The organism is Flavobacterium sp. ENC, from assembly GCF_020991415.1.
In the GTDB taxonomy this organism is placed as follows: domain Bacteria; phylum Bacteroidota; class Bacteroidia; order Flavobacteriales; family Flavobacteriaceae; genus Flavobacterium.
This window is the reverse complement of sequence record NZ_JAJMOY010000002.1, coordinates 512,272-529,276: the sequence shown is the minus strand read 5'-3', so window position 1 is coordinate 529,276 and position 17,005 is coordinate 512,272. Positions and strand designations below refer to the sequence as shown.

The 17,005-nt window shown below is 40.0% G+C and carries 3 protein-coding genes; all 3 read right to left on the bottom strand.

The window, feature by feature from the left end:
• Positions 1-18: 18 nt before the first annotated feature.
• Genes LPB89_RS06995 through LPB89_RS06985 form a run of 3 tightly spaced genes read right to left on the bottom strand, consistent with a single transcriptional unit; the run spans position 19 to position 16,899 of the window.
• Positions 19-2,400, bottom strand: a complete 2,382-nt coding sequence (locus LPB89_RS06995; protein WP_230701050.1) for a TonB-dependent receptor domain-containing protein — start codon at positions 2,398-2,400, stop codon at positions 19-21.
• A gap of 60 nt (positions 2,401-2,460) precedes the next feature.
• Positions 2,461-8,019 carry a non-ribosomal peptide synthetase gene (locus tag LPB89_RS06990; protein WP_230701049.1) on the bottom strand — a complete coding sequence of 1,853 codons (5,559 nt, stop codon included), beginning with the start codon at positions 8,017-8,019 and terminating at the stop codon, positions 2,461-2,463.
• A gap of 12 nt (positions 8,020-8,031) precedes the next feature.
• Complete coding sequence (locus tag LPB89_RS06985; protein WP_230701048.1) at positions 8,032-16,899, bottom strand: non-ribosomal peptide synthetase; 8,868 nt, start codon at positions 16,897-16,899, stop codon at positions 8,032-8,034.
• Between the last annotated feature and the right edge of the window lie 106 nt (positions 16,900-17,005).

The window sequence follows — 17,005 nt, the reverse complement described above, 5'->3', positions numbered from 1 at the left end:
TAGCAGAACAGCAGGTGCTTAACCGCCTACCCTTTTTCTTTCTTCTTCGTTACCGGTATTTCTGTTTATAATTTTTGCTTTTTTACTTCCCAGCCTGTAATTTAAATACAGCTGTATGTAGCGGCTGTCGTTGTAAAGGCTGTATTCCTGATATACTCCGTTTACGGTCGGGTTGAATTTTATTTTTTCTGTCCTGAAAATATCATTCGCTTTCAGTGATATTCTCAGGTTGTCGTTAAGCAAATACTGAAGCGTTACTGCAGTAGAACTTGATGCAGCCAATTTTACAAATCCCTCTGTTTTTGGAAAAACATACCAGTAATTAAGGTTCAACAGCAACGTTTTTTTATCATTTAGGATGAAATCGTTATTCGTGGCCAATTTCAAATTAAAACCTTCTACCCCTTTTGTCGATTCAATTAAGGATCTTGATTTGGTATAATTAAGATCGGCTGTGTTGTTACTTGTCCACCACTTAAATTCGTTAAAGACATAGATTTCAGAAACCCCGTATCGCTCCATATTAAAGATATTTCGGGTTACGATGCGGACAATGTTGGTATCAGGATCGGGTGTGGAAATCTGCATGAACACATTTTTGTCATGGCTGTAATACAGTTTGCTTTCCAACTTTTTATACGAGTAAATAAATTCGAAATTATCGATAAACGCAGGCTGTAGTAATGGATTTCCCTGAATACTCTGAAACGGGTTGATATAGGCTATATTCGGGTTTAACTGGGCAAAAGTCGGCCGGTCTATTCTTTTGCTGTAGCTCAGTCGGTATACAGAATGCGGCTGCGGTGTATAGGAAATATTAAAAGACGGAAATAACCTCGTATAACTATTATTTACGGATTCATGTAAATCTGCTTCATACGATTTTGCCTGCGTGTTTTCAAATCGCAATCCGATCTGCGATTCCAGATTATTAGCAAATTTTTTGTTTCCGGATACATATACGGCCTGTACATTTTCTTTATAACCGAAATCAAAATCCTGTAAGGGTAAATCGGTTACAGGCTGGTCTGTAAAATCACTGTTGAAGGTGGATATTAAATTTTTGGTATCTGAAAAGGAAACTTTTCCTCCAAATCCAAGAGTAGCCCATTCTACAGGCAGTTCAAAATCAACTTTACCCGAAAAATTGCTGATGTTCTGATTGTTATTATTGATTCCCTTAAAAAATTCTTTCTTAGGCGGATTGTATTCCTCTGAAGTTCCCTCATAAGGTCTGGAATCATTACTTTTATACTTAAAGTAATCTACATTCACGATCATTTTTCCTCCTGTCGGATTGAGCTTATATTCATTGAATACGTTTACGGAATGCAGCGTCGGCCTTAAAAAAGCATACCCGACAGAGGTAATGTTTTGTGTAACCTCATTGGTATTATTATCATAAATCAGTAAACTTCTGGTGGCATCGGTGTCTGTTTTATTCAAATTGGTAAGGTATTGAAAACCTAAAACCCATTTGGGTGTCGCGATATATTGCATGCTTACAATTCCGTTCAGCATTTTATGCTTTTTCTGAAGCGGGTAATTTAAATCCCATAATCCATCGGCAAAGTGAATTTTGCTTTCCTGTTCCAGATAGATTCCGCCGTCTCTGTAATTTAAGGAAGCAGACATGCTTAACTTGTTTTTATTGTATATAAAATTGCTGGTGGTTGATCCTTCCGGATCGTGATGCCTTTGCAGATATCCTGTCCCTAGCGAGAGATTCCAGGAATCTTTCTTAGCTTTCTTTAACCTGATATTTACCAGACCGCTGTTTCCCAGTGCCTCGTATTTAGCCGGTGGTGTCGTAATGACTTCGATACTCTTGATGTTCTCGGCCGGAATTGATTTTAATAAATTGGTCAGTTCTTCCTGTCCAAGCTCAATCATTTTATCGTCCAGCAAAACCCTGACGGTACTTTTACCTGCTATGGTGATACTTTCATTCTGGATCTGGACTCCCGGTGTAATTTTTAAGACATCAAGCGCATCACCACCTGCCGTGCTAATCGTATTTTCTATGTTAAAAACAAGCCGGTCTACTTTACGCTCTACGATTTCTTTCTTCTGCGTAATGACAACAGCCTGTAATTCCTGGGCATTATTTGTTAGGATCTCCCCTAAATCCAGATCAGAACCCAGTTCTATGTCTTTTGTGTATAAAATGGACCCAAACTGACTGATTTTCAATTTATAGGAGCCTGTTTTATATTCCAATACAAACTCCCCTTTTTCATTTGTGATCTGATTTTTTACGGGAACAGGCCCGTTTGCAAAAAGAAGAACTTCAGCAAACGCTACGGGAGTATGATCTGCCGTAACGACTTTTCCCGATATTTTGACTTGTGCTGTTAATACGTTACTTAAAATAAATGCAATAAATAATAACCGGTTCATTAGTAATTTTTGTTTTATTAATATTTCAATTTTGACCTTTTAAGGTTTCCATTTTTTAAATTAGATCGTAAAATTTTCAGATTCTTCAATTGAAATATTTTCTTCATTACTGCTACGATACAATAAGGTGTTTTCCAGAAGCAGTGCTAATTCCTCCAGTATAATATTGTCAAACAAATCGATGATGGATAATTTGACATTAAACTGTTTGTGGATGATACTGATTAGTTTTGTAGCGTTGAGGCTATGCCCTCCGAGTTCAAAAAAACTGTCCGTAACGCCGACTTTTTCAACGCCAAGGATTTCCTGCCATATCAGGGCTATTTTTTGCTCAATTTCGTTTCGGGGTGCTACATACTCTTTTCGGATAATATCTGCCTCACTGATGCCCCGCAGGGCCTTACGGTCAACCTTTCCGTTTGTAGTGACCGGCAAGTCTTCGAGCACTACCAGAAATGACGGAACCATATATTCCGGCAGCCTGTTTTGGAGATAGCGGCGAATTTCGGTTTTGTCTAATTCGGTATCCGAAACGTAATACGCCACTAATGTTTTCTCTCCGTTTACGTGTTGCGGCTGCACTACTACCTGTCGTAAATCGTCCGAAAATTGCAAAAGGACCGTTTCTATTTCGCCCAGCTCAATTCTGAAGCCTCTTATTTTTACCTGCTCGTCGTTTCTTCCCAGAAATTCGATGTTTCCATCCGGAAGCCAGCGTCCCAAATCTCCGGTATCGTACATTTTGGTATGGGGTACGAATGGATTTTCGATGAATTTTTCAGCGGTAAGCTCCGGTTTATTCAGATAACCGCGGGTCACCCCGGCACCCGAAATGTATATTTTCCCCAAAACGCCCAACTGGGTTGGAAACAGATTATTGTCCAGGATATAGACCTGCGTATTGGAAATCGGCTTACCGATAGAAAATGGCGCATTTTTGTCATACAGAAACTCAATCGAAGTCACTGTGGTTTCGGTTGGACCGTATTCGTTATAAAAATCACAGATTGTACTCCAGGATTCCGCCAGTTTTTCGGAACAGCTGTCTCCTCCGGCAATCACTCTTTTCAGTGAAAAACGGCTGTCCGGAGTTATTTTTTCCAGAACGGATGGCACGGCATGAAGGTGCGTAATTTCATTTGCCGTAATAAATTCTTCAAAAAGTTCGGCTTCCAGCAAAGCTGCTCTTGCAATCAGGTACAAGCTCGCTCCGTTACAAAGAGCCAGGAAAATCTGCTCTACAGACGCATCAAAAGTGTAATTGGACAACTGAAGGATTCTTTCGCTTTCGTCTATCTGAAACTCTCTGGTCTGTGAAATGATCAGGTTGACTACATTCGTATGTTCTACCATGACACCTTTTGGATTACCTGTGGTTCCCGAAGTGTAAATAATATAGGCCAGGTCTTTTGGGCTGTTTATTTTTTCGATATTGGCACCGGTGTAGGCGTCCTGATTTTTATAAAATAAGGACAATACATTTTCGTCAATCACAATTTTACACTTGCTGTCTTTTTCTATAAAGTCAATTCTTTCCTGAGGGTAAGAGGGATCGATGGGCACATAGGCCGCACCGGATTTCAGTACGCCTAATATTGCCAGAATCATTTTCTCGCTTCGTTCCAGTTTGATTCCGATGAGATCGTCCGGTACAATCCGGAAAAGTTCCCTTAAATAACGGCCCAGCTGATTGGCTTCTGTATTAAGTTCCTGATACGTTACTTTCGTATCTTCAAAAATCACCGCAAGGGCATCAGGCGTTTTGTCTGCCTGTTCTTCAAATATTTCTATCAGCGTTTTATCCTGTGGAAAATCAGATTTGGTGTCGTTAAATCCGTATAGGATTGCTTCGGACTGATTTTCGTTTAGAACAGAAAACTGTGAAATCTTCTGTTCAGGAGTATCGACAAATTGTTCCAGAAGATGGAAAAACGTATCCATTATGGCGTAAATAAATTCCTGGCTGAACACTCCTGTTTTGTATTCCAGTTCCAGTTCAATAGCCTCTGCAACATCAAAAAACGTAAAGGACAAATTGAATCTTGAAAAGGCCGAAGTCTGGTTCATTTCTTCTTCGATTTCAAACGGCAGATCGCTTTTGCTTACCATTCCTGCCCTGTTGTTCTGATTTTGCAATACTACCATTACGTCAAAAAACGACTTCTTGTTTGCGACTTTCAAATCATTTAATATCAGATCGTACGGATAAACCTGATACTCTAATGCTGTCATAATCGTATGCATTTCATCGGCAACGGTATCGGCAAAACTTTTATCGCTGTCGATTTCCGTATAAAGAGGCAGTGTATTGATAAACATACCGATTGTCGATTCAAACTCTTTTTTAACTCTTCCGGAGACCGCTGTACCGATGACAAAGTTTTCCTGAGCCAGTCGGTATAGTGAGATTCTTACGGAAGAGATCAAAAGGCTGAATAAGGTGATCCTGTTTGTATTGGCGTAATCAGCCAATTTGTCTTTCAGTCTTTTATCGATAGTGAAATTTAAACGGGCCCCTTCTAAACTTCCGGTATCCGGATTTCCTAATCTTAAATTTGAATTCCTGTTGCCCAGTTTTGCTGTCCAGTAGTCGGTGTACGCGGCTGTTTTTTCAGACTGCAGGTTTCCTTTCAGCCAGATCAGATATTCAAAATAATCATTTTTAGCGGGTACAGGAACATAGGCCCTGCTTAAGATTTGCTGGTAAACCGTCACAAAATCTTTTATAAAAACTCCCGTAGACCAGCCATCAAAAATAATGTGGTGAAAAACAAAGAGTAGTTTATAATTGCTTTCATCATGCTGAAGCACAGCAGCCTGAAACAAGGGGCCGTGTTCTAAATCAAAGGTGACGTTTTGAATTTCTTTCGCTTTTTCCTCAGGAATAAGAGAATCATTATTCGAATAAAAAGCAAAATAATTATCAATAGCTATATTGTGAATTTCCTTTATGCGCTGCTGGATGGTGCCGTCTTCATCTGTGAAAAAAGTCGACCGCAGGCAGGCATGTTTGCGGATTAATTCCTGTACGGTTTCTTTAAAAACGTCAATATCCAGATTTCCTTTGGTGTTGTAGCTTAAAGTGATATTGTAAATTGATTGCATCGACGGATCTACTAGAGATTCAATCCACATTCTTTGTTGTGAGTTGGAAGCCTCAAGGGTTTCAAAAATCAATTCTCCTTTTAGGGGAAGTACTTCAAAAGTATTTTTGCTTTTTTCCCCGATTGCCTCTTTTATAAGCGTTACAATTTCATTGATTTCGTAGCATTCAAACAGCGCATCAAAGTGTATGGTGATGCCAAACAGTTCATTAACCCTGTTTATAAACTGAACGCCTACAATTGAATTTCCGCCTAATTCAAAAAAATCGTCCGTGAGGCTTAGGTTATCATTTTTTAAAATTTCTTTTAAAATACTCACGACAATTTCTTCCTCGCTTAGATTTTCAATACTAAGTTTTGGTTCTTCGATCGCTGTTTTTTGATTCAGGGTATTAAAAAACAACGGATTTTTATGTTCATTCCAACAGGATATTTTTTCAAACGGATACGTTGGCGCAGTCACTTTTTTGAACACTTCGCTGCTGTAAAATCCTTTCCAGTTAAATTCTAAACCGTTATTGTAAAGGGTACTCCACAACAAATTCCAGTTATTGCAGTCCATGATTTTCAATACATCTATGCCCGGAACCTGTTCTTCTTTTAATGCTGAAAGAATACCCGGCATGGAATGGGTGTTGTTCCCAACTACGACTAACAATATGTTGTTATCCGCACAGTTTTTGGCCAGTACTTTTAATTTTTCCAAGTCTAAACTGAACGCTTCATTAAAATTCAGATCTTTAGAAATGATACTTTTACCTTCAATTATTTCTTTGGAAGCTTTAGCAATAGTACCATTACAAATCAGCTGGTTTACGTTAAATCCTTTTGCCGACAGGTATCTGAATAAAGAAACCTGGAATGCCAGCGTTTGTGATACCGCAAAATCTGTCTGATTGTTGTCAATCTCTTTTTGCAGGTTCAGGAACACCTCTTTAAATTGGCTGCATTTTAAGAAATTTTCAACATTTGGAACGGCATCAGAGAGATACAATAAAGCGATTTTGGTATATTTTGCTGTAGTAATTTCATCATTCTCTTTTTGGTTTAAAAGCGATTTTTTTATTCCAGCAATTGTATTACCCGATACTGCCAGCCGGTATTTATAGTCTTTTCTGCCGGTGTTTAAAGTATACGCCAGATCCTCTATGGGAGTCGTTTCTGAAATAAAATTATGAATACTGTCGATGTACTCTTTTAAGGCATTTTTGCTTTTTGCAGCGATTTTAAACCAGTTATTAGTAGCTGTATTTGAAGTCGTTGCAGCAGTTGCTTTATATTCCTCCAGAATAATATGTGCATTGGTACCACTCAGGCCGAACGAACTCACTCCTGCCCTTCTTATCTGATTGGTCTGCCATTTGGCTCCCTCTTTTTGCAAAAGAATATTCGGATCTTCTTCTATAAATTTATTTACCGTATTAAAATTGGCCAGCGGAAAAAATTCTTTTTCCTTTAATACAAGAGCTGCTTTTATGAATCCAAATAATCCCGACATATTATCGAGATGGCCGATATTGGGTTTTAAAGTCCCTAAACGAACTGAATAGGCTTCATTAGTGCTCGAAAAAGCATCTTTTATCCCTTTATATTCTATAGGATCTCCCAATTTGGTTCCTGTACCGTGGGTTTCTATATATCCTACACTGTTCACAGGAATATTGGCGTTTTTGCAGGCGTTTAGAATAACATTCTTTTGGGCCACCGGACTGGGCGCTGTTATACTATTCGAACTGCTTCCGTCATTATTAATTGCTGATCCTTTTATCACTGATAAAATAGTATCATTATCTCTTATAGCATGGTCTAACCTTTTCAGAATAACCACCGCGATACCCTCTCCTCCTGCTGTTCCTGAAGCTTCTTCATCAAAAGCCCTGCACATCCCGTCGGTAGACATGATGGCATCTTTTTCAAAACTATCGGCTTCATTAAACAGAAATAACAAGCGTGAACCTGCTACGATTCCTAAGTCAATTTCGCCTCGTCTTATGTTCTGTACGGCTTCATGAATGGCAACCAAAGACGACGAACAGGCCGTATCGATGTTCATTACCGGCCCTCTGATATTGAGGATATTCGCCACTCTTCCACCGCCTATTGAAGGCAAACTGCCTATAAAATCCAATCCTTTGTTTTCGGATTGGTACAATAAATTATAAAGCCCCGTTTGCGTGGTGGTAAACAATCCGGTGTTTTGCGATGCGATATAATCCAGATCATAACCGCTGTTTTCAATGGCCGTACAGACACCTTCCAGGATCATTCTGTGTCCGGGATCGATTGTATTGGCTTCTCCTTTTGACAAATTAAAGAATTCATGGTCAAAGAGATCGGCTCTGTCCAGATAGCCATACGGATGGTACTTTTCTTTTGGATCTATCTTAGAATATAAGATTCTTTCTTTTGTGGGTTGCTTTACACAAATACTATTATTTCTTATAACGTCTGCAAACTCTTGCAGGCTTGTTATATCAGCATATTTTATACTAACTCCAATTAATGCAATATCCATAATCGTTTTGTTTTAAATTTCAAAAAATTTCATCTCGTCTTTCTCTTCTAAGTCGGTTTCACCTGAATCTCTAGTGATAAAGACGGCAATGTCTTTTATCGAATTAAATTCAAATAAATCCGAAATCACCATCTTGTCGGGCCACAACAATTCAATCATTTTTTGCAATTTGATCAGCTGAAAAGAAGTGCCTCCCAATTCGAAAAAATTATCGGTAATTCCTACCTGACCTATACCCAGAATATCCTGCCAGATGGTGGCCAGTTTATCTTCTGTTGGATTGCGCGGTGCAACATATTCACCACGGATAAGGTCATCGCCTCCTATGCCCGGTAAGGCTTTGCGGTCGACTTTTCCGCTGGAAGTCATCGGTAAGGTTTCGAGTACTACATAAAAGCCCGGTACCATATATTCCGGAAGTTTTCCCTGCAAATACGCACGCATGGCTGCTTTGTCTATTTCCACGCCTCTTTCCAAAAGATAATAGGCTACCAATACTTTTTCTCCGTTTACTTCTTTAGGGGTTGCTACGGCCTGCTGGATGCCTCCATACGCCATGATGGCGTTTTCAACCTCTCCCAGTTCAATCCTGTTCCCCCTGATTTTAACCTGATTATCGATTCTTCCCATATAATGAATGGAACCGTCGGGTTTCCATTGGGCGATATCTCCGGTGCGATACACCTGATACCCTGCCCGGAAAGGATCGGCGATAAAGCGGTCTTGTGTAAGCTCCGGAAGGTTCAGATAGCCTCGGGCCACCTGTATCCCGGAAATCAATAGCTCTCCCGGTACCCCAAAAGGCTGCAGGCCAAGTGAATTGTTGACGATATAGATACTGGTGTTGGCGATGGGTTTACCGATACTTACTCCCTCTTTTAAAACATCAATTTCGCTTAGGTTTATTGCGGTCACATCAATAGCCGCTTCTGTAGGGCCATAGAGGTTGTGCAGTTTTGCTTTTACGAATTTTTCCTTGCATTCCTGCGCCATAAGCGCCGGCAATTCTTCGCCACTGCAAACGATATGGGCTAAACTTTGGCCTTTTTCGCTGTCTGCATCCAAAAGGAAAACACCCAGCATCGAAGGCACGAAATGCACGATTGAAACTTGTTTTTTACTGATGATGTCCTGTAAATAAACCACATCTTTATGTCCTTCGGGTTTGGCAATCACAAGTGAACTTCCGGTAAGGAAAGGTAAAATCAGCTCCCAAACGGAAACATCAAAGGTATAAGGCGTTTTCTGAAGAAAAACTTCTTTCTCTGCCACTTTCAGGTAGTCTTTCATCCAGACCAAACGATTGTACAGGCCTGCATGATGGTTCAGGACGCCTTTTGGATTCCCAGTAGATCCTGAAGTATAGATACAATACGCCAAATGATTTACTAAATCCCCACGCTCAGGCGTTGTGGTTGGATAGCCATCCTGAACGGACTTAAATTTGGCAAATTCAGCCTCGTCGATGCTCAGCTTCAGTTTTGCATCGCTTGTGATAAAATCAACTCTTTCCTGCGGATAATGCACATCCATAGGCACATAAGCGCCGCCTGATTTTAAGATCCCGAAAATAGAAACGATCATTCGCTCACTTCTTTCGAGTATGATTCCCACCAGATCATCGGCTTCAATGGCGTAATTATGCGTCAGATACCCCGCCAATTGACTGGATTGCTCGTCCAGTTCTTTGTAAGTCAATTGGGTGTCTTCAAATACGATGGCAATATTATTCGGGGTTTTCGCTACCTGTTCCTCAAATAAATCCAGTACGGTTTTGCCTGAAGGGTATTCGATTGTGGTATTATTCAGCTCGTAGAGCAAATTTTGCAGCTCTGATTCCGGCAGAACAGATTCATTTTTTAAAACCGCATCACCCGAATTGACTAGCGTGGATAAAAAGTTAGTGTAATATTCCTGCAGTTGCTCTATCGTTAAACCGTATTTTAAGGCTCTTTGCTGATTCCACGATGCTTTGATACCGTTTGCGACCGGACGAATATTTAAATCCAGAAACGTATTTGTCGCTTCAAAGTTGAGAGCTGCAAATCTAAATTCGCTTACTTTTTCATTATTCTGTACCTTCAGATCATCATAAATATGAAAATCGATGTAATTAAAATGGGTATCAAAAAATGGGTTTTCTCCTTTTTTGTTTACGGAAAAACGGGTTTGCAATTCATTCAGACTGATTCTTTCAAACTGTTTTTGAAGGGTTAGCAATTCATTGATCTTTTCTGTAAAAGATATTGCAGTTCCTTTTGTTTCCTTAATTCTGAAAGGAATCGTGTTCAGGAAACAGCCCAATATTTTATCTGCATCTTCCTGTAAAGGCCTGCCGCTGGTTACCAGGCCTACAGTGATATCGTCCTCGTAGGTCAGGGTTTTTAAAGTGTACAAATAAGTGGCAAAAGCTATTGTTTTTAAACTTAAACCGTGGCCCTGGCTAAATTGGAGTACCGAATCATACAATGCTCCCTCTATTGTAAAATCATGTCGTTTTGAAAAATGCTCTTCCGTAAAAATATCCAGCTTTTTATAGTCGCTTAGGTTTTCTTTCCAGAAATCATTGTACTTCTCATTCTTTTTGATGCAATGCTGCTCAAAAACATAATCTTTATAAGTCAGCGCCAGTTGCGTTGTGGCTGCTTCCTTATTTTCTAAAACAGAAAGGTAAATGTTGTTCAGTTCTGTCATTAACGAAGCCACGCTCCATCCATCCAGTATGGCATGGTGGAATTGAAAAAGCAGGCTGTATTCTTTTTCGGCAGTTTTATAAATTTTCATCCTCCATAAACCCGGTTCTGAAGTCACAAAAGAATTATGAGTTCTTTCCTGTACCATAAAGTCATTTATTATCGAATAAATTTCCTCCTGCGGATTTGCCGAAACATCTTCATATGCTAAGCGGACAGCTGTTTTTTCATAAACAAGATGTACGGGGCTACTGTATTTTTCAATATTATACGCTGTTCTGAGGATTTCATGCTTTTCAGTTAAAATCGAAATGGCCTGTACAAATGCTTCCCTGTCAAAGTGCGCTGTTGGCAATGGAAAGACGAACTGATCGTGATACACTCCCTTATTTCTAGTGGCGAGCGAACCAAACAGCATTCCCAATTCGATATCACTCATCGGATAAATAGAAACAATTTTTTCTTCCGAAAATGGAACATTCAAATGTTGTGGATCTTCTTTGTTTTCCTGAAGAAATTGTCGCTCTTCAAAAAACGCATACGGATTGAATTCTTGTTCCAGTTTTTCAAATTCTGCTTCCACTTCAGCTTTGATGGCCGCCGGAATCTCGCTTGCTGTTCGTTCTGTTGCTATAGCCAATAATTTTTCGATAGACGGCAAAGCGTAGATATCGGCCAGTTTATAATTGATATGAAGCTCTTTATTGATTTTGGCTAAAATTCGTATGGCGCGTATGGAATCACCTCCCAATTCGAAAAAATTATCGGTAATTCCCACTTTATCTATGCCCAGAATATCCTGCCAGATCACAGCCAGTTTTTCTTCTGTTGGATTGCGCGGTGCAACATATTCACCACGGATAAGGTCATCGCCTCCTATGCCCGGTAAGGCTTTGCGGTCAACTTTTCCGCTGGAAGTCATTGGTAAGGTTTCGAGTACTACATAAAAGCCCGGTACCATATATTCCGGAAGTTTTCCCTGCAAATACGCACGCATGGCTGCTTTGTCTATTTCGGTTCCTCTTTCTAAAAGATAATAGGCTACCAATACTTTTTCTCCGTTTACTTCTTTAGGAGTTGCTACGGCCTGCTGGATGCCGCCATACATCATGATGGCATTTTCAACCTCTCCCAGTTCAATCCTGTTCCCCCTGATTTTAACCTGATTGTCGATTCTTCCCATATAATGAATGGAACCGTCGGGTTTCCATTGGGCAATATCTCCGGTGCGGTACACCTGATACCCTGCCCGGAACGGATCGGCGATAAAGCGGTCTTGCGTAAGCTCCGGAAGGTTCAGATAGCCTCGGGCCACCTGTATCCCCGAGATCAATAGCTCTCCCGGTACCCCAAAAGGCTGCAGTCCAAGTGAATTGTTGACGATATAGATACTGGTGTTGGCAATGGGTTTACCGATACTTACGCCTTCTTTTAAAACGTCAATTTCGCTTAGGTTGATAGCGGTTACATCAATAGCCGCTTCTGTAGGGCCGTAGAGGTTGTGCAGTTTTGCTTTTACGAATTTTTCCTTGCATTCCTGCGCCATAAGGGCCGGCAATTCTTCGCCACTGCATACAATATGGGATAAACTTTGGCCTTTTTTGCTGTCTGCATCCAAAAGGAAAACACCCAGCATTGAAGGCACGAAATGCACGATTGAAACTTGTTTTTTACTGATGATATCCTGTAAATAAGCCACATCTTTATGTCCTTCGGGTTTGGCAATCACAAGTGAACTTCCGGTAAGGAAAGGCAAAATCAATTCCCAAACCGAAACATCAAAGGTGTAAGGGGTTTTCTGAAGAAAAACTTCTTTCTCTTCGACTTTGAGGTAGTCTTTCATCCAGACCAGGCGATTGTACAGGCCTGCATGATGGTTCAGTACGCCTTTTGGATTCCCAGTAGATCCTGAAGTATAGATACAATACGCCAAATGATTTACTAAATCCCCACGCTCAGGCGTTGTAGTTGGGTAAGCCTCCTGAACGGACTTAAATTTAGCAAATTCAGTCTCATTGATGCTCAGTTTCAGCTTCGCATCGCTTGTGATAAAATCGACTCTTTCCTGCGGATAATTTACATCCATAGGCACATAAGCGCCGCCTGATTTTAAGATCCCGAAAATAGAAACGATCATTCGCTCGCTTCTTTCGAGTATGATTCCTACCAAATCATCGGCTTCAATGGCGTAATTATGCGTCAGATAAGTGGCCAATTGACTGGATTGCTCGTCCAGTTCTTTGTAAGTCAATTGGGTGTCTTCAAATACGATGGCAATATTATTCGGGGTTTTCGCTACCTGTTCCTCAAATAAATCCAGTACGGTTTTGCCTGACGGATATTCGATAACTGTATTGTTCAGATCAAACAGCAGGTGATTTTTTTCTTCCTGAGTCAGATAATCGACTTCCTGAATCTGTATTTCAGGCTGTGCTAAAGTTTTCAGCATCAAATTTTCAAAATGACCGAACATTCTTTCGATCAGGTAACCATCGTAGATATCGGTATTGTATTCAATTCTAAGATCCAGCCCTTCTTTCTCTACGAAAATGAAACTAACATCAAATTGCGAGGTTTTACTTTTAAACTCGTACTTGCTTATTTCCAGGTCAATGAGTACTTCCGTATTAAGGTTGTTTAACTGTTCCTGGTTTTGCAGCACTACGAGCACATCAAATAAAACGGAACGGCTGGTATCTCTCTTTAAGTTCAGTTCTCCGACTAATTCATCAAAAGGGTAATTTTGATGGTCGTAGGCGCTTAACAGCGTCTCTTTTTGCAGTGTTAGGACATCCAGAAAGTTGCTTTCTTCTTTTAATTGCGTTCGAATCGCAAGCGTGTTCAGATACAATCCCATTTGATTTTCCAGATCCGGATGCTCTCTTCCCGCGATCGGGGTTCCTATTATAATGTCGTTCTGACCGGTGTACCTGTTCAACAGGACATTAATACCGGCCATTAAAGTCATAAACAAAGTCACATCATGCTGCTTTGAAAACCCTTTTAAACGTTCCAGAAAAGCATTCGAAAACTGATGGCTGATCGTATCTCCATTATAGGTTTGTACTAACGGACGGGCATTAAATCCCGGCAACTCTAATACGGGCAGTTCTCCTGCAAATTGTGCCAGCCAATATTCTTTTGATTCTTGCTGTCTTTCATTTTGAAGTTCTTCCTTCAGCCATACTGCATAATCTTTATACTGAATGTTTAATTCCGGGAAGCTGATTTCCTTTTCTTGCAGTAAGACATTGTAGGTTTTTACCACCTCGGCGATTAAGAGTTCTATTGACCAGCCATCACCAATGATATGGTGCAGGGACAGGAAAAACACATATTCGTCTTCTTTTACTTTGATTAAAGAAGCTCTTACCAGCGGCGCTGTTTCCAAATTAAAAGGCTGGCTGTTTGTATGCAGCAGATACCCGGCAATGGCTTCATGCTTATTTTCTTCCGAACTAAAATCTTTCTCTGCTATCGTAAAGTTTACCTGCTCTGCCGGCACTATATATTGTTCGACTTCTCCTTCTTCGGTCGCTCTAAAAGCGGTTCTTAAAATCTCATGGCGACGAAGTAACAGCCTGAACGATTCCTCAAATTTCTCTGCATCAACAGTTCCGGTTAATTTTACCGTGGCAGGCATATTATAGGCTAAGGTACCTCCGTCTAACTGGCTCAATATCCACAACCTTTTTTGCGAAGCCGTTAAGGGATATGACTGTGCCCCGGGAGCTTTAGGGATTGCCAGATAGCTATTTTCTTGTAAATGTCTGCTTAATTCCGCTATGCTCGGGCTTGTGAAAAAGGTTTTGAAAGAAACCGTTTTCCCTAATTGTTTATGGGTTCTGTTAATGACCTGAGCGATTATTAAACTGTGTCCTCCTAACTCAAAGAAATTATCCGTTATCCCTATTTTTTCAACTCCCAGTACTTCCTCCCAAATCGCTGCTAAACTTTTTTCGGTTTCATTTTGCGGTGCAACATATGTTTTTCGGATCACATCTTCACTGCTAATGTCCGGCAGCGCTTTTCTGTCTATTTTTCCATTTGGAGTTAAAGGCAGTTGATCTAATGCAATGTAAAAACCCGGAACCAAATAGTCAGGCAGTGCATTTTGAAGAAAACTTCTCAGCTCCGATTTATTGATAGGTGTACTGCTTACCAGATAGGCAGCGAGTACTTTCTCGTGGTGGTTTTCTTTTACTTCCACAACGACTTGTTTTAGCGCATCGGAATACTGTAGAATTGTATTTTCTATTTCGCCCAATTCGATCCTGTAGCCTCTTATTTTGACCTGAAAGTCTTTTCGACCCAAAAATTCAATATTTCCGTCGGGCAACCAGCAGCCTAAATCTCCGGTATCATACATTCGATCCCCTGTCTGAAAAGGATTTGCGGTGAATTTCTCCTGTGTAAGTTCCGGCTTGTTGAGATAGCCTCTTCCTACTCCGGCTCCGGAAACATATATTTTTCCGGCTACCCCTATTGGTACAGGCAGTAACGCTTCGTCCAATATATAAATTTTGGTATTTGAGATGGGTTTGCCAATTGGAATGACCGTTTTATCAAAATCTTTTTCGGACAGCTTGTACATCGATACACAAACCGCACATTCGGTAGGGCCGTAAGCATTATAATACTCAATTCCGGATTTTACAACAGCAATTGCCTTAGTTGGATTGGCCGGTTCACCTGCCGTAATGACGCAGCGCAATCCCGAGATATCCTCTTCGGATAATAGTCCCAGATAACTCGGAGGAAAAGTGACTACGGTGGCGTTTGTTTCTTTTAAAAAACGGATAAACTGATCTTGGTCTTTTATGACTTCTTCGGTCGGAATACATAATGTTGCCCCGCTGTACAAACTCATCATAATCTCTGATATAGAAGCATCAAAAGCGACTGAAGCAAACCAGACAATTTTATCCTCTTTACGGACATCAAAAAATTTAATCTGATCCAAAGCCATGTTGATATTGCTCGTATGTTCGATCATTACCCCCTTTGGATGTCCCGTAGATCCTGAGGTATAAATCACATACGCCAAATCTTTTGGTGAAATTGCAGTATTGCTATTCTCATCACTGTTACGATCAAAAGCAACGGATGGTAAAGCTATGGTCTCACAAGTACTGAAGTCTCCGACATTATCCGTAATCAGGAGCTTCAAACCGCTGTCTTTGATCAGGTAATCGATTCTTTCCTGAGGATAATGGGTATCTATGGGTAAATAGACGGCACCTAACTTTAATATGGCCAATAGCGCAATGATTCCGTTATCGGACTTAGGCAAAAACACACCCACGATATCTCCTTTGTTTAGGGTATGATTCGAGGAAATGTAATGGGCTAACTGATTGGCTTTTTTGTTTAATTCAGAATAAGTTAATTTCGATTCTTTGAATACAACAGCAACATTGTCCGGTGTTTTCGCAACCTGTTCTTCAAATAGAGCTACTATTGTTTTTTCTTCCGGATAAGCGGCATCTGTGGCATTAAAATCCACCAGCAGCTGCTTCTTTTCGCTTTCAGATAGTAATTCGTATTCCGATAAGCTGACTGCTATATTATTTTCCAGATTAACAATAAACTGCTGAAACTGCTGAACCAGATATTCAACAATTGTTTTCTTTACAAAATCGGCTAAGTACGAAACAGTAATTTCAATATCTTCCTTTTCATTTATTTTGATACTAAACGAAATTCCCTTACATGCCAAAGTATTCACTTTGTTAATGTCAATGCTGTAATTGGAAAAGATACTTACCTCCTTAAAACCGACTTTTTCAGGGAAGTCGTCTCTATTAAAATCGGAGTATTGTAAAGTCTCCAAAATTTCAGTTTTTACTTTTTGAAGATATTCTTTAAAGGAAGAATTTAAATCTTCCGGAAACGAAAAAAGCAAAGGATGAGATTGTCCTTTATAATCCGAAACAACATAGCCGTCAAATTCAGGGCTAAGTTTTTTCAGCAAAAAAGAATAAACCGCATTTAGGACTGTAGCCTGAGCTATTGGGTTGCCATTGGTAAGCTTGTTGAAATAGTTCAGTTCCCCTGCCTTAATAGTAACAGAGGGAAGACTATTTTCCTTATCTTGCAGCCTGTGAACCTGATCTCTGCCGGCTGTTTTTTTCTTCCAATATTTTGTAACTAAATAAAAATTATTTGACACTGCGCTCTTATCCATAATTTCAGAATTCGTATTTCTTGTTTACAATCAGTATGCTGTTATACTGTCTCTCTTTAAGCATTAAAAAAATAAGGTTTTTATTTCCGGAACTCCTGAATATAAA